The organism is Klebsiella sp. R445 (assembly GCF_051131755.1).
In the GTDB taxonomy this organism is placed as follows: domain Bacteria; phylum Pseudomonadota; class Gammaproteobacteria; order Enterobacterales; family Enterobacteriaceae; genus Klebsiella; species Klebsiella lignicola.
Genome location: NZ_CP180446.1, coordinates 2047487 through 2068160 on the forward strand (window position 1 = coordinate 2047487; position 20674 = coordinate 2068160).

At 55.1% G+C, this 20674-nt stretch carries 24 protein-coding genes; 7 read left to right on the forward strand and 17 right to left on the reverse strand.

Annotated features, from left to right (window positions below; translation table 11 throughout):
• Window positions 1-9: 9 nt before the first annotated feature.
• Complete coding sequence (mak, locus tag ACMYSN_RS09515; RefSeq protein ID WP_462497818.1) at window positions 10-915, reverse strand: fructokinase; 906 nt, start codon at window positions 913-915, stop codon at window positions 10-12.
• 91 nt (window positions 916-1006) lie between these two features.
• Between mak and rdgC the strand changes: the two genes are divergently transcribed.
• A complete protein-coding gene (gene rdgC, locus ACMYSN_RS09520) occupies window positions 1007-1918 on the forward strand; it encodes a recombination-associated protein RdgC (protein ID WP_123756215.1) in 912 nt (303 codons plus the stop codon).
• Window positions 1919-1983: 65 nt separating this feature from the next.
• On the opposite strand, the gene ppnP is transcribed toward rdgC, so the two are convergent.
• The 3 genes from ppnP to aroL all read right to left on the reverse strand — a co-directional run bounded on the left by ppnP (window position 1984) and on the right by aroL (window position 3900).
• Window positions 1984-2268 carry a pyrimidine/purine nucleoside phosphorylase gene (gene ppnP / locus ACMYSN_RS09525; RefSeq protein WP_123755650.1) on the reverse strand — a complete coding sequence of 95 codons (285 nt, stop codon included), beginning with the start codon at window positions 2266-2268 and terminating at the stop codon, window positions 1984-1986.
• An 87-nt stretch (window positions 2269-2355) separates the two neighbouring features.
• Window positions 2356-3033, reverse strand: coding sequence for an AroM family protein (locus ACMYSN_RS09530; RefSeq protein ID WP_123755649.1), 678 nt, complete (start codon window positions 3031-3033; stop codon window positions 2356-2358).
• 306 nt (window positions 3034-3339) lie between these two features.
• Window positions 3340-3900 carry a shikimate kinase gene (gene aroL / locus ACMYSN_RS09535; protein WP_462497819.1) on the reverse strand — a complete coding sequence of 187 codons (561 nt, stop codon included), beginning with the start codon at window positions 3898-3900 and terminating at the stop codon, window positions 3340-3342.
• A gap of 336 nt (window positions 3901-4236) precedes the next feature.
• On the opposite strand from aroL, the gene ACMYSN_RS09540 reads away from it, so the two are divergent.
• On the forward strand, window positions 4237-4920 hold the full coding sequence (locus ACMYSN_RS09540) for a DUF2076 domain-containing protein (protein WP_462497820.1): 684 nt from the start codon (window positions 4237-4239) through the stop codon (window positions 4918-4920).
• Here the strand turns inward: ACMYSN_RS09540 and ACMYSN_RS09545 are convergent.
• Complete coding sequence (locus ACMYSN_RS09545; protein WP_462497821.1) at window positions 4917-5375, reverse strand: YaiI/YqxD family protein; 459 nt, start codon at window positions 5373-5375, stop codon at window positions 4917-4919. The two genes, ACMYSN_RS09540 and ACMYSN_RS09545, sit on opposite strands and share 4 nt — an antisense overlap.
• A gap of 115 nt (window positions 5376-5490) precedes the next feature.
• On the opposite strand from ACMYSN_RS09545, the gene proC reads away from it, so the two are divergent.
• The gene (gene proC / locus ACMYSN_RS09550; RefSeq protein WP_123755645.1) at window positions 5491-6300 is read left to right on the forward strand and encodes a pyrroline-5-carboxylate reductase; all 810 of its coding nucleotides are present in this window, start codon (window positions 5491-5493) and stop codon (window positions 6298-6300) included.
• A gap of 69 nt (window positions 6301-6369) precedes the next feature.
• Here proC and psiF read toward each other — a convergent pair whose 3' ends face one another.
• From psiF to ACMYSN_RS09585, 7 genes are all read right to left on the reverse strand, one after another.
• Complete coding sequence (gene psiF / locus ACMYSN_RS09555) at window positions 6370-6690, reverse strand: phosphate starvation-inducible protein PsiF (RefSeq protein ID WP_154143560.1); 321 nt, start codon at window positions 6688-6690, stop codon at window positions 6370-6372.
• 91 nt (window positions 6691-6781) lie between these two features.
• Window positions 6782-8212, reverse strand: coding sequence for an alkaline phosphatase (gene phoA, locus ACMYSN_RS09560; protein WP_462497822.1), 1431 nt, complete (start codon window positions 8210-8212; stop codon window positions 6782-6784).
• A gap of 87 nt (window positions 8213-8299) precedes the next feature.
• Window positions 8300-8560, reverse strand: a complete 261-nt coding sequence (iraP, locus tag ACMYSN_RS09565) for an anti-adapter protein IraP (protein WP_462497823.1) — start codon at window positions 8558-8560, stop codon at window positions 8300-8302.
• A 228-nt stretch (window positions 8561-8788) separates the two neighbouring features.
• On the reverse strand, window positions 8789-9781 hold the full coding sequence (gene idnR / locus ACMYSN_RS09570) for a LacI family DNA-binding transcriptional regulator (protein WP_462497824.1): 993 nt from the start codon (window positions 9779-9781) through the stop codon (window positions 8789-8791).
• 65 nt (window positions 9782-9846) lie between these two features.
• Entirely contained in the window at window positions 9847-11136 is a 1290-nt protein-coding gene (locus tag ACMYSN_RS09575; RefSeq protein WP_462497825.1) for an MFS transporter, read from the reverse strand.
• 104 nt (window positions 11137-11240) lie between these two features.
• The gene (gene idnO / locus ACMYSN_RS09580; protein ID WP_462497826.1) at window positions 11241-12005 is read right to left on the reverse strand and encodes a Rossmann-fold NAD(P)-binding domain-containing protein; all 765 of its coding nucleotides are present in this window, start codon (window positions 12003-12005) and stop codon (window positions 11241-11243) included.
• A 170-nt stretch (window positions 12006-12175) separates the two neighbouring features.
• A complete protein-coding gene (locus ACMYSN_RS09585; RefSeq protein ID WP_462497827.1) occupies window positions 12176-13375 on the reverse strand; it encodes a multidrug efflux MFS transporter in 1200 nt (399 codons plus the stop codon).
• A gap of 87 nt (window positions 13376-13462) precedes the next feature.
• On the opposite strand from ACMYSN_RS09585, the gene ACMYSN_RS09590 reads away from it, so the two are divergent.
• Together ACMYSN_RS09590 and ddlA are read left to right on the forward strand one after the other, a co-directional pair.
• Complete coding sequence (locus ACMYSN_RS09590) at window positions 13463-13666, forward strand: hypothetical protein (RefSeq protein WP_462497828.1); 204 nt, start codon at window positions 13463-13465, stop codon at window positions 13664-13666.
• Between the two features lie 22 nt (window positions 13667-13688).
• Entirely contained in the window at window positions 13689-14786 is a 1098-nt protein-coding gene (gene ddlA, locus ACMYSN_RS09595; protein ID WP_462497829.1) for a D-alanine--D-alanine ligase family protein, read from the forward strand.
• Between the two features lie 55 nt (window positions 14787-14841).
• Here ddlA and ACMYSN_RS09600 read toward each other — a convergent pair whose 3' ends face one another.
• Complete coding sequence (locus ACMYSN_RS09600; protein ID WP_123755638.1) at window positions 14842-15045, reverse strand: DUF2754 family protein; 204 nt, start codon at window positions 15043-15045, stop codon at window positions 14842-14844.
• Between the two features lie 254 nt (window positions 15046-15299).
• On the opposite strand from ACMYSN_RS09600, the gene ACMYSN_RS09605 reads away from it, so the two are divergent.
• Window positions 15300-15602, forward strand: a complete 303-nt coding sequence (locus ACMYSN_RS09605; protein ID WP_462497830.1) for a DUF2755 family protein — start codon at window positions 15300-15302, stop codon at window positions 15600-15602.
• Here ACMYSN_RS09605 and ACMYSN_RS09610 read toward each other — a convergent pair.
• From ACMYSN_RS09610 to ACMYSN_RS09620, 3 genes are all read right to left on the reverse strand, one after another.
• Window positions 15599-16726 carry a DUF1615 domain-containing protein gene (locus ACMYSN_RS09610; RefSeq protein ID WP_462498233.1) on the reverse strand — a complete coding sequence of 376 codons (1128 nt, stop codon included), beginning with the start codon at window positions 16724-16726 and terminating at the stop codon, window positions 15599-15601. The two genes, ACMYSN_RS09605 and ACMYSN_RS09610, sit on opposite strands and share 4 nt — an antisense overlap.
• A 37-nt stretch (window positions 16727-16763) precedes the next feature.
• Window positions 16764-17984 carry a peptide antibiotic transporter SbmA gene (gene sbmA / locus ACMYSN_RS09615; protein ID WP_123755635.1) on the reverse strand — a complete coding sequence of 407 codons (1221 nt, stop codon included), beginning with the start codon at window positions 17982-17984 and terminating at the stop codon, window positions 16764-16766.
• Window positions 17985-18102: 118 nt separating this feature from the next.
• Window positions 18103-18615 carry a cysteine hydrolase family protein gene (locus ACMYSN_RS09620; RefSeq protein WP_462498234.1) on the reverse strand — a complete coding sequence of 171 codons (513 nt, stop codon included), beginning with the start codon at window positions 18613-18615 and terminating at the stop codon, window positions 18103-18105.
• A gap of 220 nt (window positions 18616-18835) precedes the next feature.
• Here ACMYSN_RS09620 and ampH point away from each other — a divergent pair, with 220 nt between their 5' ends.
• On the forward strand, window positions 18836-19993 hold the full coding sequence (gene ampH / locus ACMYSN_RS09625) for a D-alanyl-D-alanine-carboxypeptidase/endopeptidase AmpH (protein ID WP_123755633.1): 1158 nt from the start codon (window positions 18836-18838) through the stop codon (window positions 19991-19993).
• On the opposite strand, the gene iprA is transcribed toward ampH, so the two are convergent.
• Window positions 19994-20617: a hydrogen peroxide resistance inhibitor IprA gene (gene iprA, locus ACMYSN_RS09630; RefSeq protein WP_462497831.1), complete on the reverse strand. Its 624-nt coding sequence runs from the start codon at window positions 20615-20617 to the stop codon at window positions 19994-19996.
• Window positions 20618-20674 lie beyond the last annotated feature (57 nt).

The following is a 20674-nucleotide window of genomic DNA, read 5'->3' on the forward strand; positions in this document are numbered from 1 at the left end:
ATTCGCGGGCTACAGCGGCCACAGCCACGCCGCACCGCGCACACCGCTGGAATCCCCGTGCAGCGCTTTGCGAATTGGCGTTTCGCATTCGCCGCCGAACACCCACGGTTTCACTAACTCAGGCACCGTCTGATAGAGGCGCTCGACGTTGCTCATTCCGCCGCCCAGCACGATCACATCCGGGTCGATAATATTGACGATATGGGCCAGCGACTTCGCCAGCCGCGTCTCGTAGCGCGTCAGCGCCAGCCCGGCCAGCGGATCCTGCTCACTCACCCGCTGCATTATCGCACTGCCCGCCAGCGTCTGACCGCTCAGACGCTGATAATCGGTGGCAAAACCGGTGCCGGAGATAAAGGTTTCAATGCACCCTTGTTTACCACAGTAGCACGGCACCTCGGCGCGATAACGCAGTTCATCTTCGTCCATCCACGGCAGCGGGTTATGGCCCCACTCCCCTGCGGTACCGTTGCCGCCGATGTGGGAACGGCCATTGATCGCCACTCCCGCGCCGCAGCCGGTCCCGATAATCACCGCAAACACGGTCTGCGCCCCGGCGGCGGCACCGTCCACCGCTTCCGAGACCGCCAGGCAGTTGGCATCATTGGCCAGCCGCACTTCGCGGTTCAGCCGCTGGCTCAGATCGCGGTCAAACGGCTGACCGTTGAGCCACGTCGAGTTGGCGTTTTTCACCACTCCGGTATAGGGCGAAATCGATCCGGGGATCCCGATGCCGACGCTACCGCGCTCCCCGGTAGCCTGCTCCGCCATCTCCACCAGCGCGGCGATATTCTCAATGGTCTGACGATAATCCTCCCGCGGCGTGGGCAGGCGGTGGCGAAATAGCTGCTCTCCCCGGTCACTCAGGGCAATGACTTCTGTTTTTGTACCACCCAGATCAATACCAATACGCACTGTAGGCTCCTCTCCCCGATTAACAATGCAAGCATAGCGACAATTCGCTATCATGCCCGCTGGATTTAACGACAACGCCGTGGAAATTATCATGCTGTGGTTCAAAAATTTAATGGTTTACCGTCTCAGCCGCGACATTTCATTGCAGGCCGAAGAGATGGAAAAACAGCTGGCCGAGCTGACATTTACCCCTTGTGGTAGCCAGGATATGGCGAAAACCGGCTGGGTATCGCCGATGGGATCGCACAGCGACGCGCTGACACATACGAACAACGGACAGATCCTGATCTGCGCGCGCAAAGAAGAGAAGATCCTGCCATCGCCGGTGATCAAACAGGCGCTGGAAGCCAAGATCCTCAAGCTGGAAGCCGATCAGGGCCGTAAGCTGAAAAAAACGGAAAAAGATTCGCTGAAAGACGAAGTGCTGCATTCTCTGCTGCCCCGCGCTTTTAGCCGCTTCAGCCAGACCATGATGTGGATCGATACCGTCAACGGGCTGATCATGGTGGATTGTGCCAGCGCGAAGAAAGCAGAAGATACGCTGGCGCTGCTGCGTAAAACGTTAGGATCGCTGCCGGTGGTTCCGCTGACGCTGGAAAACCCGATCGAGCTGACGCTGACGGAATGGGTCCGTTCCGGTACCGTTGCACAAGGTTTCCAGCTGCTGGACGAAGCCGAACTGAAAGCGATGCTGGAAGATGGCGGCGTGATCCGCGCCAAGAAGCAGGATCTGGTCAGCGACGAGATCGCGGTGCACATTGAAGCCGGGAAAGTGGTGACCAAACTGGCGCTCGACTGGCAGCAGCGGATCCAGTTCCTGATGTGTGACGATGCGTCGATCAAGCGTCTGAAATTCTGCGACGAGCTGCGCGATCAGAATGAAGATATCGACCGGGAAGATTTTGCCCAGCGCTTCGATGCTGACTTTATTCTGATGACCGGCGAGCTGGCGGCCTTGATTCAAAATCTGGTGGAAGGTCTGGGTGGCGAAGCGCAGCGCTAATCAGCCCTGAGCGAACCCAAAAGATCGGCTAAAACACCTTCCTGCTGCGGCAGGAAGGTGAGTCATTACAGATAGCGGCACAGATAAGAGGTTGCTTCAGCCACCTGCAGATGGAACTCGCTGTTGCCCGGAACATTGAATACTTCACCCGCAGAATAGACTTTCCACTCGGTTTCCCCTGGAAGCAGCACATTCAGCGCACCGCTCACCACCGTCATCTCTTCCGGCTGTGCGGTTCCAAAGGTATATTCCCCTTCCGCCATCACCCCGACGCTGGCGCGACCGACGCTGCTGCTGGTGAAGCCAATTGATTTCACTTTTCCGTCGAAGTATTCATTACTTTGAAGCATAAACAAGCCCTTATGATCTTTTGTTGAAGCCTCAATATAGGGGGCGCTCCTTGCCCCTGTCACGCAAAATTACGTGCGCGCAGCATGTTAAATTAATAGTTCTGCCGCCAGTCGCGAAACCAGCACATTTGACAGCAAAACCGGGACATTCAGCGCTTTTTGCAATACGTCCCGATGATGCTGATGATAGCCCAGACAGTCCAGCACCAGTACATCGGCCCCCTGCTCCAGCAATTCCCGTCCGGCCATCAGCAAATCGCTATCGCTGCCGCCGATCGGGTTGGCTAGGGCGTAGTAAGGTGCGTTCTCCAGCGCCAGCCACTTTTGCTGCTGCATGGGCAACACGTCCTCGACGGGCACAATCACCCCGACCTGATGGCCCTCAACGATCGATGCCACCAGCGGCGGAATAATCCGCTGCGGTTCCAGTAAAATGGCGTTGCGTGCCGTCAGGCCACTGAGCATTTCTGAACTCAAAAACAAAATAACGTCATATTCTTGCCGGTCGAGCATGGCGATCACATGCTTTAAATCCCGCTCGACCTTCTGACGCGAAACCTCCGCCAGCTGGTTATCATTCAACAGCGTCAGCAGACACTCGTCGCCGGAATCCACGGCGTAATCTTCCATCACGTCTTCACGTGTCATTTTGCCTAACAGGCTAATATGTGTGATCTGATCTTCCCTGATATGTTCGGTTAATAGCGGCAGAACTTCTCCTACCGGAACCACGCCAACGCTTAAAATTGCCATCGTTGTACTCATATCACGTACCTTTTCACCACCACTGCTTCAGCACAGGCTTACCGCAAACCACATCCGCCCCCTTGTTGGCTAAAAATCAACCGTTCAGAAGCGTAGCAGCTTACTGCCCATGCGGAGTGTAAAGATTGGGACGCCTTCAGCGCGTTGCTGAAAAATCCGCGTCTTAGGTATTCATTAACCCTGCTGATGAATGAAAAATGTGACAGATGCCCGGTATTCCTACTGTCAGAAAGGATGCCGGGTCTGGAGATAACCAAACAGAGGGAAGCGCTGTCGCCACAGCGGCGGTCTGTGGCTCGAAATGGCTTATTGCTCGCGTGCCGCCTCGGCGCACGGAGTCTGCGGGAGAGCAGAGAGCGGGTGCAGCGTCGCCAGAATTTGCCTGACGACCTCATCCGGCGCCGCGGTGGCATCGATAATATGGTGCGCGGTTGCGCAGTACAGCGCTTCTCGTTGCGCCAGTACTTCGCCGACTTCATCACGCACCGGCTTGCCGGTCAGCGTAGGCCGCTGTTCCACTTTGGGGTACGCTTCCAGCCTGTCGATCAGCGCCGATACCGAGGCCTGGAGATAAATCACCACGCCGTTTTCGCGCATAAACTGCCGGTTAACTTCAGCCAGAACAATACCGCCACCGGTCGCCACCACCGTTTGTGGCCGGGTGACCGCTTTCAGCGCCTCGGACTCCAGCTCACGAAAACGCGCCCAGCCTTCTTGTTCAACGATAGCCGCGACCGTACGCTGTTCACGCTCCTGCAGCGCATGATCGGTATCGGTAAACGGGTAATTACACGCCCGCGCCAGCGCATGGCCGACCGTCGTTTTACCGCAGCCACGTGGCCCGATGAGAAAGATTGGCAGTGTCATTACCGAAGACCCCCTGGTTCCGCGTTTTGGCGGGAAAATGAATGCGAAAAGTCAGCCATGATACCTGCAAAATCGCCCAACCATAACCGTAAAATAAACGTTACGTTAAAATAACACACTCCCCTCAGCGCTTATGGCGAAAGGATTTGACGTGTAAACCTATCATTGCATTATGTGTTATTCCATATTTACTTGCTGTTGCGGATTATTTTTCCACCGTTAGCTGGCGTAAACGGTAACACATTTATGCACAGCTTTACGCAACAACATATTTACAGCATGGGTCATTCGGACGCACTCTGACGCTAAACGACCAGTATGACAGAGGAAAGTACCATGCAATCTGAAGAGCAACGCCTTATCGATGGACTGTTTTCCCGCCTCAAAGAGGCCGGGGCACAGAGCGCAGCGCGCGATGCCAGCGCCGAGGAGCGGATTGCGCAACACCTGAAAGAGCAGCCTGCCGCCCCCTATTACATGGCGCAAACCATCCTGATTCAGGAAGCAGCGATTAAGCAGCTCAATGACCGTATCCAGGCGCTGGAAAGCCAGGTGAACCAGCTACAGGCGGCCAAACCGAGCAGCGGCGGCTTCCTCGCCGGCCTGTTTGGCGGTAGCCAGAGCCGCGTGGCGGACCCGATTCCCGGAGCGGAACAGTACGGTCGCCCGCAGGCGCAATATGCCCCGCAGACGCCACAGCAAAACGTCGCCGCGCAGGCGGCACGTAGCGGCGGTGGTGGCTTTATGGCCGGGGCGCTACAAACGGCAGCGGGTGTGGCCGGCGGCGTAGTGTTGGGTAACATGCTGACCAATATGTTCAGCGGCTCCCATCCGCAGGAGATCGTCAATATTATCGAAGAGAACTCGCAGCCCGATCTCAGCCAGACCCAGGACGCGGCCGATCCGTTCCGCCAGGAGGATAATCAGTTCCTCGCGGATAACAACACCTACGACGATGATTTCGACGCCGGTTTCGGCAACGACAACGATTTCAGCGGCGATGACGACAGCTGGGTTTAACCCTGATCGCGTTTCGTCTCTAACAACCACTTCTCCAGCGCGGCGGCAAATTGCTGCCGATCGCGCTGCGATAAACTATCCGGGCCGCCGGTTTGCACGCCGCTGGCCCGCATGGTTTCCATAAAATCACGCATCGTCAGACGCTCACGAATCGTCGCTTCACTGTAGCGCTCACCGCGCGGATTCAGCGCCGCGCCCCCTTTGGCCAGCACTTCAGCCGCTAGCGGAATATCCGCAGTAATCACCAGGTCACCCGGTTCACACAGCCGAACGATTTCGTTATCGGCCACATCAAATCCCTGCGGCACGCGCATCGTGCGGATCACCCGAGATGGCGGCACCCGTAGCGTCTGGTTAGCGACCAGCGTCATCGGGGTTTGTGTACGCTCCGCCGCGCGGAACAATATTTCTTTAATGACGTTCGGACACGCGTCCGCATCAACCCAAATAGCCATGTCGGCTCCTGTCGATGAAAAGTGAGTGATCATTGTCACCTGCTTTTGTCTCCCAGAAAAGCGCCAGAGTGATAAGCTAGATAGCTAACGATGAACTAAGCAAAGAGGAACGGTGATGGAGAAGAAAATTGGCTTTATCGGCTGCGGGAATATGGGTAAAGCCATTCTGGGCGGTTTGATCGCAAGCGGGCAGGTACAGCCGGGGCAAATTTGGGTCTATACCCCATCGCCGGACAAAGTGGCCGCCCTGCACGATCAGTACGGCATCAATGCCGCTCAGAGTGCCCAGGAAGTGGCCCAGGTAGCAGATATTGTCTTCGGTGCGGTCAAACCGGGGATCATGATTAAAGTGCTGAGCGAGGTTGCCTCAAGCCTCAATAAAGACTCGCTGATTATCTCTATTGCCGCCGGTGTGACGCTCGATCAGCTGGCACGAGCGCTGGGTCACGACCGCAAAATCGTCCGCGCCATGCCTAACACGCCGTCGCTGGTCAACGCCGGGATGACCTCCGTCACCCCTAATGCGCTGGTCACCAGCGAAGAGATCGCCGAAGCGCTGACGATTTTCCGCTGCTTTGGTCAGGCAGAAATTATTGCCGAACCGATGATCCACCCGGTGGTAGGGGTCAGCGGCTCTGCGCCAGCCTACGTCTTTATGTTTATCGAAGCGATGGCGGATGCCGCTGTCCTCGGCGGTATGCCGCGCGCCCAGGCGTACAAATTCGCCGCTCAGGCGGTGATGGGCTCGGCCAAAATGGTGCTCGAAAGCGGAGAACATCCGGGGACGCTGAAAGATATGGTCTGCTCGCCTGGCGGTACCACCATCGAAGCGGTGCGGGTACTGGAAGAGAAAGGATTCCGTTCTGCGGTGATCGAAGCGATGGTCAAATGCATGGAAAAATCAGAAAAACTGAGCCGTTCCTGATCCCTGTCGCAATATCGGGTGAGGCCTGGCCTCACCCGTTTGCGTACGATTATTGCTGTCTCAGCCGCATCAGACCTGTTTTTTCAGGCAGGCGCTCATAAACTTATTACGATCGTCCCCTTTCAGAGACTGCTGGGTTGCCTGCGAGTTGCACTCGCCCATTTTTTGCTGCTGAGGCGTCAACGCTTTACCGTCCTTCGCCGGCGCGTCTTTCTTAAGACACTGGCTCATAAACGTTTTACGCTCATCACCCTTCAACGCTTTCGATGAGGCCTCTTTGTTACAGACCGTCATTTTTTGCTGCTGGGGCGTTTGCGTTTTTTCCGCGGCACTCACCGCTGTTACAAAGATCAAACCAAAAAGTAGGGTTACAAGAAATGTTATTTTCATTACACCATCCTTCTGTCAGTCAATCTCTGTAAGTCTGGTCGCTGATGGCAAAAATACCAGCCGATAACGACAATTCGCTACCGGCATGGGGTTATTTCAGGCCCAGCGCGTCCTTCATGGTGTAGAACAGATCGGTCTGATCGGTTAAACCCACCACGTTTGCCGCATGAGGACCATAGGCGGCGATGCGCAGCTGCGTGCCGGTATGTTCCATCGAGGCTTCTTCAGAGTTGCCGTAGCTCATGACCATTACCGCACCGTCTTTGGTGGTTAAGGCCTGGGTCAGGCCCGGTGCTTTGGTATCTGCCGGGATAATCTGGCTGGCGTGGGCATGGTCAGCGGTGACGATGACCAACGTATTGCCCTCTTTTTTGGCAAACTCCAGCGCTTTTTGTACCGCTTCGTCCAGGTCAACGGTTTCGCCGATCTGGCCGCACGGATTCGCCGCATGGTCCTGTTTGTCGATAGAGGCGCCTTCCACCTGCAGGAAGAATCCTTTCTCGTTAGTGCTCAGCAGATCGATTGCTTTTTCAGTCATCTGCGCCAGCGTCGGGACGGAGGCATCGCGTTTGTCGTTCGGAGTACAGGTCACCGCAGGCTTATCGATATTACCGTGGAAGGAGGCTTTCGGCCCTTCCCAACGTACCGGCATGTTGCCATCCGAGAACAGCCCTAGCAGCGGTTTGTCCTGGTTTGCTTCACGCACGGCGGCCAGAGAACTGGCGTCGGTGACCATCTGATAGCCGCGGGCGACGGCCTGGTCGTGCAACGTTTTGCCCTGCCATTCGCCGGCGGTTGCCGTTTCTGCGAAGGTTTTGGCCCCGCCGCCTAAGGTGACATCAGCGCGGGCGTTGAGCAGCTGTTCAGTGATTGAGCCTTTCCCGCCTTTCTCCAGCGCGTTGCTGGCGCATTTTTCACTGGTCACGCTCGGGCCGTAGCATTTCCGCGAGGTGACATGGGCGACCAGCGCGGCTGGCGTGGCGTCCTGCAATTCTGCGGTGGAGACGTTACCGGTCGCCAGGCCAGCGGCTTTGGCCATTTCGAGGATCGTCGGGTGATCTTTTTCATGGATATCAACCCCCAGCGCGCCATTGTAGCTTTTCACGCCGGTGGTCCAGGCGGTAGCGGATGCCGCAGAGTCAGTCACGTAATCCGGTTTGCCGGTTTTCTTGTCCAGCGAATAGTGGGTGTACTGGCCGGTTAACGGCAGGGCATCAATCCCTTTAAAGAAGCCGCCCGCACCTTCGGCATAGTTGCGCGCGGCGGTAATTTCTGAATCGCCCATACCGTCGCCAATCAGCAGAATAATATTTTTCGCCGGCCGGTTGATTAACGAGGCCTGCAGTGCGGCGGTCTGATCGCCGCTTAAACGACGTGCGCCGCCGGGCGTGGTGATATCACCCTGAGCGGCACGATTTTCCAGAACCGGGGCTGCAGTTGTTTCTGCATGAATAGCCGTGGAGCCTAGCAGAGGTAACAGGGCAATAAATATCACACTTAATTTCACGTTGGTCTTCTCCATGTAAAAATACTCAAAAATCAAAACGAAGAAGACTTTATAAAAGTGATGTGACAGTAAAATGACGGCATCCGTGTCCGCTCAAAAGAACTAGCTACGCGGATGCCGCAACAGCTTTTTTAGATATTGCTGCAACCGCTGAGCATCGCGATCGTCCACCAGCGGGCCGGGGCTGGCCTGGGCGATAGCGTCCTCAATATCATTAATTAATGCCTGCTGCTGGTCCTGTGCCATATGGCGCAGTAACGCCGTCACGACAACTTCAAGCGCCTCAACCTGCACCGTCAGTTCCTTTGCCTCTTCTTCCTTTTGAGCCAGATTCACCAGTAGTTCGGCAATGAGATTCTTCACAGCACGGTATCCTTATGCGAGTTCCATTATTCGCTAGTTATGTCATACATCCGCTGTTGGATACCAGTATTATTTTTTAAAAATGATTCCTCATCCCGTACAATAATAAGCGAAACGTTTTGCTCTTTCAGTGAAGCACCAGGAATAAACGCAATTCCCGAGAAATACGTTTCATAAAAAAATTTCAATAGATAATAATAAAAAAATATATTGCGATTTCGTTGGTAATTATAACGTATCGCCATAATAAATCTGATAAGCCATATTCACGCTAGCTGCCGCGTCTTTACCGGCAAGCCGGGCAATGAGTATTTCACTCGCCGTTTTACCAATGTCATAACGCGGAGTAATGACGCTGGCAATTTTTTGCAGGCGCGCGCGACCAATTTCCAGCCCGTGAAAACCGGCAATCGCTATCTTCTCAGGGACGGCAATGCCCTGCGCCTGGCACTCCAGCAGCACGCCGACCGCCAGATCGTCATTGGTACAAAAAATAGCGTCAATATCCGGGTGCGAGCGCTGCATTTGCAGGAACATCTGGCGACCCAGCGCCACCGACGAGATGCTGCGCGGCGTGATGTGAAATGCCTTCAGACCATAGGCCGCCACGGCGCGTTCGGTGCCGCGAAAACGGCTCACATCGCGAGGGTCGTCCATCGAACCAAAAAAGGCGATTTGTCGTTTACCGCTGTCGAGGAACGCGTTGGTCATATCCCAGCCGGCCTTCTCGTTATCGAACCCGACCTGAATATCGAGGGGCTGCCCGCCGATATCCATCAGCTCCGCCACCGGGATCCCGCTGGCGCGGACATACTGAACCATGCGATCGCTGTGCTGCGTCCCGGTCAGAATCAGCCCGTCAATGTTGTAAGAGAGCAAATTGAGCACTTCGCGTTCTTCGCGCTGTGGGTCATAACCGTAGTTGGCAATCAGGGTCTGATACTGGTGGGCGGACGTGATGGATTCAATCCCGGCGAGGACATCGGCGAAAATCTGATTACGGAAGGAAGGGATCAGCACGCCTATCGTTTTACTGCGCGCATTGAGCAAAATTTCCGGCGCCCGGTTAGGGATATAGTTGTGCTCTTCCATGATCTTCGCAATCAGCTCGCGGCTGCGCTGCGACACCTGGCCCGGGTCACGTAAATAACGGCTGACCGTCATTTTATTCAGTCCGGCCAGGTTGGCGATATCCTGCAATGTCATCCGGTTGTTTTTCATCGGGTTCTCTGCGACAAACGACTCATATGCTCGCAGAGAACCTTACCACAGGCGCTTCGTTTCTGTTAACCCGCAAGCTTATTTGTGGTCATTAACGCCAGCGTGCGATCGTCATTGGCCCGCACGTTGTACATCAGCACCACCGAGGCCAGCAGCGCGATAGCCATAAAAGTATATGACGCGCCGGGCCCGCCCATCACGCCATTCAGGTAGCCCACCAGCCAGGCCCCCAGGAAAGCGCCCAGCGCGCCGAAGCTGTTGATAAGCCCCATAGATACCCCGGAGACGTTGCGTGGCAGCAACTCGGGGATAAGCGCGAAGAACGGTCCGTATGGGGCATACATGCAGGCGGCAGCTATCACCAACAAGGCGTAGGAGAACCAGAATGCGTGGTCGCCGATAAGCCAGGAGCCGAAGAAGGCCAACGCGGCAATCAACAACAGCGGCCAGATGAACAGTTTACGGTTCTGGAATTTATCTGATAGCCAGGAAACCGTCAGCATCAGGCAAATAGCCGCCAGGTACGGCACCGCGGCCAGCCAGCCTACCGCGACGATATCCATCTGCGCCGCATTTTTCAGAATTGACGGCATCCACATCATGAAGCCGTACACCCCGATGCTCCACAGGGCATGGACGGCACACAGCATGATCACATTACGTGAACGCAGTGCCTCGCCATAGTTACGTACCGGCTTGATCGCGCTCTGCTCGCGGTCCATCGCTTCCTGCAGCACCTGCTTCTCCTCGGCATTCAGCCAGGAGACTTCCTCGGGCTTATCCCTGACCAGAATCCACCAGCACACGGCCCACAGCACCGCCGGAATGCCCTCAATAATAAACATTTCACGCCAGCCCCAGGCCTGAATCAGGTAGCCGGAGACGATGGACATCCACAGTACCGTCACCGGATTGCCGAGAATCAGGAAGGTATTGGCCCGTGAGCGCTCGGTTTTGGTAAACCAGTTGCTGATATAAATCAGCATCGCCGGCATAACCGCCGCTTCCACCACTCCGAGAATAAAGCGAATAGCCATTAACATAGGAATATTGCTGACGAAACCGGTGGCCGTGGCGCAGCAGCCCCATAATATCAGACTGACAAATATCATTTTCCGCACGCTGCGTTTTACGGCATATATCGCACCGGGCACCTGAAAAAAGAAATAGCCCAGGAAAAATAATGCACCAATCAGCGATGCAGTCCCTTTGGTAATACCTAAATCATTTTCGATGCCTGCCGCGGCGGCAAAACCATAATTCGCGCGGTCGAGATAGGCCAGACTATAGGTAATAAATATAATCGGCATTAAATACCACCAGCGGCGCGCTGGTAATTTGGCGAGCATTTGCATATGCCATCCTCAGATTAACGATGTAATCAAACGGGTTTAATTATTTTATGTTTTACCGTATATCGGGCAGCCAGGACCGGACAGCCCGATATACGACAACGCGGTTACACGGCGGCGAGCATCCCGCCATCAACAAACAGCAGATGGCCATTAACAAAATTTGCCGCCGGGGAGGCCAGATACACCGCAGCGCCAATTAACTCTTCCGGTTTCCCCCAGCGGGCCGCCGGGGTTCGTTGATATAACCAGGCAGAAAATTCCGGGTCATTCACTAATGCGCTGGTCATTTCCGTCGCAAAATAGCCAGGGGCGATGCCATTAACCTGAATATTATATTCCGCCAGCTCCACGCACATGCCCCGGGTGAGCATTTTGACCGCCCCTTTCGATGCGGCATACGGCGTAATGGTCTTACGCCCTAATTCACTCTGCATGGAGCAAATATTAATAATTTTACCGGACCAGCGCGCCATCATATATTTTGCCACCTGCTGCGAGACCAGAAATACGCCTTTCTGGTTGACCTCAATCACCTGATCCCACTCCTCTTCCGGAAATTCGCTAAACGGATGGCGGCGTTGGATCCCGGCGTTATTGATCAAAATATCAATCGGCCCGATCTCTGCTTCGATGTGAGTGATGGCTCGTTCGACTTCGGCGCGGCGGGTGACATCAAAGGCCACTCCCGTTGCACGGTATCCGAAAGCGGCCAGCGCCTCAGCCGCGCAATCCGCTTTCTCCTGAGTACGGTCATTGATAATTACCTCCGCCCCGTACTCGGCCAACCCTCTGGCCAGCAGGTTACCAATGCCCCTGGCAGAGCCGGTGATCAGGGCGCGCTTGCCGGATAAATCGAATAGATTTTTCATAGAAATGTCTTTTTCTGTAACTGTTATGCGTAACTGTATACGCGTAACAGTAGAAAATTAAAGCATGGTGGAAGGGAAAATGATCAATTTGTGATCAGCGCAGCATTTGCGGGAGGGAAGGGTCTCGCCACGGCATTTACGCTCCTGCGCAAACGCCGTGGGAAACAGTATTACGCGGCGGAACGGCGGCTGCGGCGCAGCATCACGGCCAGTTGCCAGAGGTTAATCAGCACGATAATGGCGGTAGCAATAAACACCCAGCGGAAACCGGCCATCGCCGAGACCGAGGCGCCAATCAGCGGGCCGACGACGTTGCCGAGGTACATAAACGACTGGTTATAGCCGAAGATGCGCCCGGTGACGTTATCGCTGCAGTATTTCAGCAGTAGGGTCTGTACCGCAGGCAGCATCGCGCCATCGGCAAAGCCCAGTAAAAAGCGCAAAACGCCTAACTGCAGCGGTGTGGTGACAAACGACATGGCGAAGAACATCACTACCGCGCAGGCCAGCGTCGCCAGTAAAATTCGGGATGTACCGATTCGATCGCCAAGTTTGCCCAGACGCGGCGCGGATATCAGCGCGGATACCCCCGGCACTGCGGCAATCATCCCGGCAAGAAAGGCGATATTGTTGCTGTCCGGCGCCATCGATTTAATAAACAGCGCCAGAATAGGCCCGATGGAGCCATTGCAGAGCTGGATCACCAGGGTGGTGAAGAACAGACTAATGACCAGCCCAGGGTACGGCAGCGAGGCAAACACTTCCCGGCCGCTTAAGCGGTCAGCCTTGCTGGTTTGCGGACGAACCCCTTCTTTAATCAGGAATAAGGTGACGAGGAAGCTCACCGTCAGCAGGATCGCGGTGATGAAAAATACCGCCCGCAGGCCAACGTGGTCGGCCAGAAAACCGCCGAGCAACGGCCCGCCGATCACGCCGCTGATTTGCGCGGTAGAGAGCGTACTGAGCGCCCAGCCGCTACGCTCGCGCGGCACCTGGGAAGCCACCAGCGCCATGGCATTTGGGATATAGCCAGAGGTCAGCCCCATTATCGCGCGCAGAATAAACAGCTGCCAGACGTTGGTCGCAAAGGCCTGGAGCAGAATCGCAATCGCCATGCCGAGGGAGGCGCGCAGCAGCATCAGCTTGCGCCCTTTTCGATCCGCCAGGCTGCCCCACATAGGGGAGACAATCGCCGACACGAGGAAGGTGACGCTGAACGTCAACCCCGACCACATCGACAGCGCCTCGTGCGAAGTCACGCCGAGCTGAGAAACATAGAGCGGCAAAAAGGGGAGAATTTGACTGATCGCCAGACCGGTAAAGAAACAACCGAACCAGACGGAGATGAGATTGACCTTCCAGGATTCCATAACTACACGTATTCATTAATTTTTTGCGAATTATTATCTAGCTTAGCAATTTCCTTGCAATGAAGTATTACCAGAGATGCGCTCACGATGAGTTTAGTGCTTTATCGTTCAATACATTATTTCGTCGGGAAAAATCAGCACCAACCGGCCAACCCTCAGCGTGTTGTGCTGATGCTGACTCGCCAACCGGGCCGGGAGCAGATTCAGCGCGCAGCTTTTAACCCCCTGCTTTCAGAGAAGAAGATTCTGGCAGCCATGCCGTCATTTCACATGCTATGTTATGTGCTTTGATGTTATCTGGATGGAAGTTGAAATGGCTAAGATGAGGGTTGGGATCGTTTTTGGCGGTAAGTCGGCAGAGCATGAAGTGTCGCTGCAGTCAGCGAAGAATATCGTGGAAGCGATTGATAAAACGCGCTTTGACGTGGTTCTGCTCGGCATTGATAAGCAGGGACTCTGGCATATCAATGACGCCGGTAACTACCTGTTAAACCCGCAGGATCCTGCCCGTATCGCGCTACGTCCTTCAGACGTCACGCTGGCGCAAATCCCTGGCCGTGAGGCGCAGCAACTGATCAATGCCGACAGCGGGCAGCCGCTGGCCGCCATCGACGTCATTTTCCCTATCGTTCACGGCACCCTCGGAGAAGACGGCTCGCTGCAGGGCATGCTGCGCATGGCCAATCTGCCGTTCGTCGGTTCCGATGTGCTCGGCTCCGCGGCCTGTATGGATAAAGACGTGACCAAGCGTCTGCTGCGCGACGCCGGGCTGTCGATTGCCCCGTTCATCACCTTAACCCGCGCCAACCGCCAGCAGTTCAGCTTCGCGCAAGTGCAGGAAAAACTGGGCCTGCCGCTGTTTGTCAAACCGGCGAACCAGGGTTCATCGGTTGGTGTCAGCAAGGTGAACACCGAAGCGCAATATCAGCAGGCGGTAGATTTAGCCTTTGAATTCGACCACAAAGTGGTGGTTGAACAAGGAATTAAAGGGCGTGAAATTGAGTGTGCGGTACTGGGCAACGACTATCCGCAGGCCAGTACCTGCGGCGAAATCGTCCTCAACAGCGAGTTCTACGCCTACGACACCAAGTACATTGACGATCAGGGGGCCAAAGTGGTGGTTCCTGCGGCGATCTCCAGCGAGATCAACGATAAGATCCGTGAAATTGCCGTACGTGCCTATCAGACGTTGGGCTGCAGCGGCATGGCGCGCGTCGACGTCTTCCTGACCCCGGACGATGAAGTCATCATCAACGAAATCAACACCCTGCCAGGGTTTACCAATATCAGCATGTATCCGAAGCTGTGGCAGGCCAGCGGGCTGGACTACACCAGCCTGATCAGCCGCCTGATTGAACTGGCGCTGGAGCGCCATGCGGCAGACCGCGCGCTGAAAACATCGATGAACTAATGTGCTTCCCGGGTAGCGGCGCGTGACGCCCTACCCGGCCTGTCCGGCCCCTGGGTCAGGCCTCTTCGGTCTGGCGACGACGAATAATCTTCCCCGCGATCCAGAAGCTAATCACCCAGGTCACCAGCCCGACGGCATAGGATTGCCAGCCTTGCGTCTCAAACCCCACCAGCCCTACCACGCCGTTCAGAATAAAAATTAGCCCCAGCGCGAACGCATAGTAATGCCAGTCACGGCGGATTTTTTCAGTGAGTTTCATAACCACTCCGACAACAAAAAACGCATCTTCGCACAGCCGGAATCCGCGGTCTGTAGCGGCGCAGAGAATTATCAAACATTGGGATACCGCTCTACTTTTCGCTGCCTGGTCTACGGCAGGCGGCGGGTAAAAAAACAGGATTATTCCTGGCCGGAAATTAGCAGCAATCTGATACTGCCTCTGCGCGCCTGCTGCCAGAATCATCGACATGCCGTTATGTAAAGCCAGCAGGTCAGTGAGGTTCGGAGGGTTAAATGGCTGAATTCGCCTTTTCAAAATCTATTTTTAGCGGCAAAAAAAGAGGTGTCATCACCAGCAGCAATATCGCCTACACCCTGTTTGTCCTGCTCTGCTTCTGGGCTGGCGCGCAAATGCTAAGCATGCTGGTGCACGCCCCGGGTGTTTTTGAGCACCTGATGCAAATCCAGGATAACAACGCACCGCGCATCCAGATGGGCCTGGCGGTGGGGACATTGTTTGGTCTGATCCCGTTCCTGCTCGGCTGTATGCTGATTGGGGTTTTGGGGCTTATCCTGCGCTGGAGCAACAACCGCTAGCGGCGCGCCATACAGTTGGCGCGTCGTTCATCTACCCGTTTGGCAAACCAGGCCGTCGTCAGATTGCGCGTAATTTTCGGGCTCTCAAGCTGGATCCCCGGCAGTATCTCGCGCGGCAGCGCCTTGCCGGCTTTCTTATCCGCCAGACGGAAAACCTGCTGATAGAGATCGGTTTTTTCAAACGCCAGGCTGTCGCCCTTTTTCAACTGACGGTGGATATCGTCATCGCTCATCTTCAGCGACCCGGCTAAGCGGCGTACCGCCAGCTCCGTCGTCCCTGCCTGATCACTATCATAACGAATGAGATCGCCGTCCAGAGCCAGCTTCACGCCGGTCGCCTTACTGACCGCATTCTGGAACGCGGCATTCCGACTGGCGTACCAGCCGGCGTTGAAATCGGCAAAGCGGTATAGCGGTACGCTGTAGTTCGCCGGGTAGTTGAGCAGATGATAGGTTCCGAACCACAGGCCACCGCGCAAGCTGAACACCTCCTGACGCACGGTGCCGTCGATTTTCCACGGATAACCATCGGCATGCTCCTGGGCGAAGGCAATGCTCACCTGCATCGGGCCGCCGGTGTGTACCGGGTTGAGTGAGCCAAACAGTTTCTGCCCCATCGGCACCATGCCGATAAAATCATCAAATACGGCGCTCAACTGCTTTTCCGTTTTTACGCTGTCCAGCCGCTCGCTGTAGCTCTTGCCGTTGGGCGAAGGAATTTTCAGGGCGGTATGCACGAGGAACACGGGGATGTGCAGTTTCTCAGCCCGGCGGTCGATCTCCTGCCAGGCAATTTTATTGAGTCCTGGCACTACCGGATCCGATTGATAGTTGGATTCCTGCTGGGCGACAGCCAGCACCGAGCAGACGTTCTCCTCCGTCGGTGCCAGCTTCTGGCTCTCAAAGGCTTTGGCTATCGCCTGAGCCCACTGCTCCCTGTCTTTGACGCTGGCGGGCATTTTTTGCCGCACCACCGTCGCCACATCAACGGGCTTTTCGCCCTCTTTGAGCACCGGCGCCTGCTGGCTGGTACAGGCGCTGAGGATCCCCCCGGCTAACAGCGTCAGCGCGCATGAAACACGACGTGGTACCACGGTGGCCCTGCACTTTCCTTGTCTACGCATCATCCTTCAGTCTGCCTCTGTCATGGGGGTTTCGGGGTTAACTCAACGTCTGGGTCACTGGTTGCAGATCTTTGCCGTCGAGTTCGCGTTCAAAGCTGCGCAGACGTTTGTAGATGGACATCAGTTCCACCAGCGTGGTCCACGAGCTAATCAGATACTGGAACGAACCACGAACCTGACCGAAAACGTTGGTGATCTGCGTCATCAGACCCAGCGTAATGGTACCGGCAACAATCGACGGAAACAGCAAGAACAAACCGAAAACGTTATCCACCTGCAGATACAGAATCCGCGCTATGTTGAAGTACATGTAGTGGAAATAGAGGCGGAAATAGTTGCGACGCACGGCGCTAAACAGCTCCCGCACCGTCGGCGGCGTGGCACGCGCGGCATCATCTTCCCCGTACACCAGCTCTTTACGGTACGCCGCTTCGACGCGCTGGTTTTTAAATTCCAGCCCCGGCAGCTTGATCCCGACCACCGCCAGCAAGCCGGTCCCCATCAGGGACCAGACGATCGCCGCAATCACCAGGCCATAGGGCAGATGGCCGACAATTGGCAGATCCGGCACGTGTTCGGACAGGGTTACCAGCACCGGCAGGAAGGCAATCAGGGTCATGACGGCGTTGATAAAGCTGACGCCCATATCTTCAAGAGTGGAGGCAAAGCGCATGGTATCTTCCTGCACACGCTGGGCGGCACCTTCGATATGACGCAGATGGTGCCAGTGCGCCATATAGTGTTCGTTCATCGCCGTACGCCAGCGGAAGACATAGTGGCTGACGAAGAAGTTGTTCATCACCCCAATAATCACCGCAATAATGGCGATCCCGAGGAACACGCCAATTTCCTGATAAAACTGGTTAATACTGACCTTATGCGGCGTTGCCAGCGCGGTCTGGATAAGATCGTAGAACGGCGCATACCAGGCGTTAATCGCCACCCCGACTTCCACCAGGAACCAGGTAACAAAAATAATCAGCGAGGTCCCGAGAATCGACCAGTATTGCCAGCGATGCGGGCTATAAATAAACCAGAACAGGGCAAAAATACCCACGCAGAGAGCATAGTAAGCGTAGAAGACCAGATAGTTCAGCGACCAGAAACGCGCGGCACTGATGGCAACGTTCTGCGAGGCTCCGGTTATACGCAGCAGCCAGTCACCTCCTCCAGCCTGCCAGAAGATCACGGCAATCAGCGACCAGACAAGAACTGAGAGAAAAAACGGCCCCGGTTTGGGGAAAAAAGATTTAAACATCATGTACTCCTGCTAACTGCTTTATCATTCTGGCTATGCTGTGTACCACGAGTATGCCTGCTGCATAGCGGCGGCAGCCGTGGAAAGTGGTTGGGTGATGAGACCGAAAATCAGCGGCTTAGTTCGTCCGCCATTCTGTCAGAATTGTTTCTACGGGTTTCACATGTAAAGGATTGCCGGGTACGGTTAAGGTACGCCAGACATCGTTGTAGTGGTCGATGAGTATTTTAGCCGGCGCAGCGGAACGATTGGCGGTGGTGTGCGCATCTTCGGCAACGGTGATGGCATAGCCGCGACTGGCACCGTTTTTGATGGTGGTATCGACGCAATAATCGGTCGCGCAGCCGCAAATCACAAACTGCTGGATCCCCTGCTCGCGCAAGACCTGTTCAAGCTGGGTGTTATAGAAGGCATCGCAGGCTGTTTTGGTGACATGAATGGCGTCTGCCGGGTGTTCCAACTCCGCCAGCAGCGCAAACCCGTCACTGCCCTCCTCCAGACCGCCGTCCTCAGCATGCTGAATGAAAATAACGCGATCTGCGGCGCGTATCAGATGATTAATCTGGGTGACGCAACGTTCACGCTCAATGCGCGGCGTCGCAAAAACACCATTTTGCATATCGACTACCATTACCACCCGTTGAGCCGCCATTTTCTCTCTCATGATCTGATAAATCAAAGACTCATCATACGCGTCCGCCGGGCAATGCGAATATCCGAAATCATAAAAAAATCCTTTTTACCCACGGTTACGTTTTTCCGCGAAATATTGTCGTTATTGCACATCGCTCCGCCTCACTTCGTAGTATAAATACGTTCTATATTTCTACTCATCATTATGGATACCACTGTTGAAACGTAGTCTGCTTGTTTTTGCTGCACTTTGCGCGGCGTCGTGGACCTCGGTCCAGGCAGCTCAACCGATCGTTGACCCTGAATTTGCTGCCGATGTTGTCGATCGTTACGCCAACCATATCTATTACGGCAGCGGTGCCACCGGTATGGCGCTGGTGGTTATCGACGGTAATCAGCGTGTTTTCCGCAGTTTTGGCGAAACGCGCCCGGGCAACAATGAGCACCCGCAGCTGGACTCGGTGATCCGTATTGCGTCGCTAAGTAAACTGATGACCAGCGAAATGCTGGTGAAAATGCTCGATCAGGGCGTCGTAAAGCTTAACGACCCGCTCAGCAAATATGCGCCGCCGGGCGCCCGGGTTCCGACCTACCAGGGAACCCCGATTACGCTGGTGAACCTGGCAACCCATACCAGCGCCCTACCGCGTGAACAGCCGGGCGGCGCGGCACATCGTCCGGTCTTCGTCTGGCCAACCCGCGATCAGCGCTGGTCATGGCTGTCAACGGCATCGCTGAAAGCGGCACCTGGCACCCAGGCGGCTTACTCGAATCTGGCGTTTGATCTGCTGGCCGACGCCCTCGCCACCGCGTCTGGTAAACCCTATCCGCAGCTGTTTGAAGAGCAGATCACCCGTCCGTTGGGCATGAAAGACACCACCTTTACGCCGTCACCGGACCAGTGCGGCCGCCTGATGGTTGCCGAGAAAGGCGCCAGCCCGTGTAACAATACCCTGGCGGCGATCGGCAGCGGCGGCGTGTACTCGACACCAGGCGACATGATGCGCTGGATGCAGCAGTTCTTGTCTTCTGATTTTTATACCCGCGGGCGCCAGGCCGATCGTATGCAAACGCTGATTTATCAACGCAGTCAGCTCACCCGCGTTATCGGGATGGACGTGCCGGGCAAAGCCGATGCGCTGGGTCTCGGTTGGGTTTATATGAAACCTAAGAATGGTCAGCCCGGCATTATTCAGAAAACCGGCGGCGGTGGCGGGTTTATTACCTATATGGCGATGAATCCCCAGGCAAACATCGGTGCGTTTGTGGTGGTTACCCGTTCATCGTTGACCCGCTTTAGCAATATGAGCAACGGCATCAACGACCTGGTCAGCGAGTTAAGCGGCGGACAGCCGGCTCCGGTGCCGGAATCCTGATCAGTACTCCGAAGGCAAATGGTTAATGCTAACCAGCTTGCCTTTCTTCATTTCGATGTAGCCGCCCTTACGTAGGGCGGCTAGCACTTCCGCCACCACCGAGCGCGAGATACAGGTTTTTTGTTGGATATAATTCATAACACCAATCCGAGAGCGTAATTGCTCGTCCCAGTCGTTCATCGACAGCAGCATGGCGCGAATTTGTTCGTAGGAATTATTACCGATGAGTTGCAGGTCACGACGTTCCATAATGCGGCTATGCCATACCAGCCAGCAAAATGCGTCACGCCACAAATTATTCTGTTCAATGAGTGTCATTGCCTGTGAGGACGGCAGGCTGTATCCGGTACATCCCCCCTCAGTCACTAATGTATATTTCACCTCATTTTTCATTACCCCTTCCGCCAGACCAATAATAAAAGGGGCCTGAGCGATGCCAACGAGTATGCTTTCGTCTCTGCGCAGGGAAACCGCGCCAGATAAAATCACTATCGTATTGTCGCAATGTATATCATTCGAGAATATAACCTGCTTTTCACCATAAAGTTCGAAATGGGTGCCAGAGGTTGAAAAACACCGATTCAACCGGTCAAATTCATTGAGTGGTTTATTCAACGATAACATTACGCACTCCTGACAATAATACGCCCGTCAAATAATTGACGGGCGTATTTTAGATTA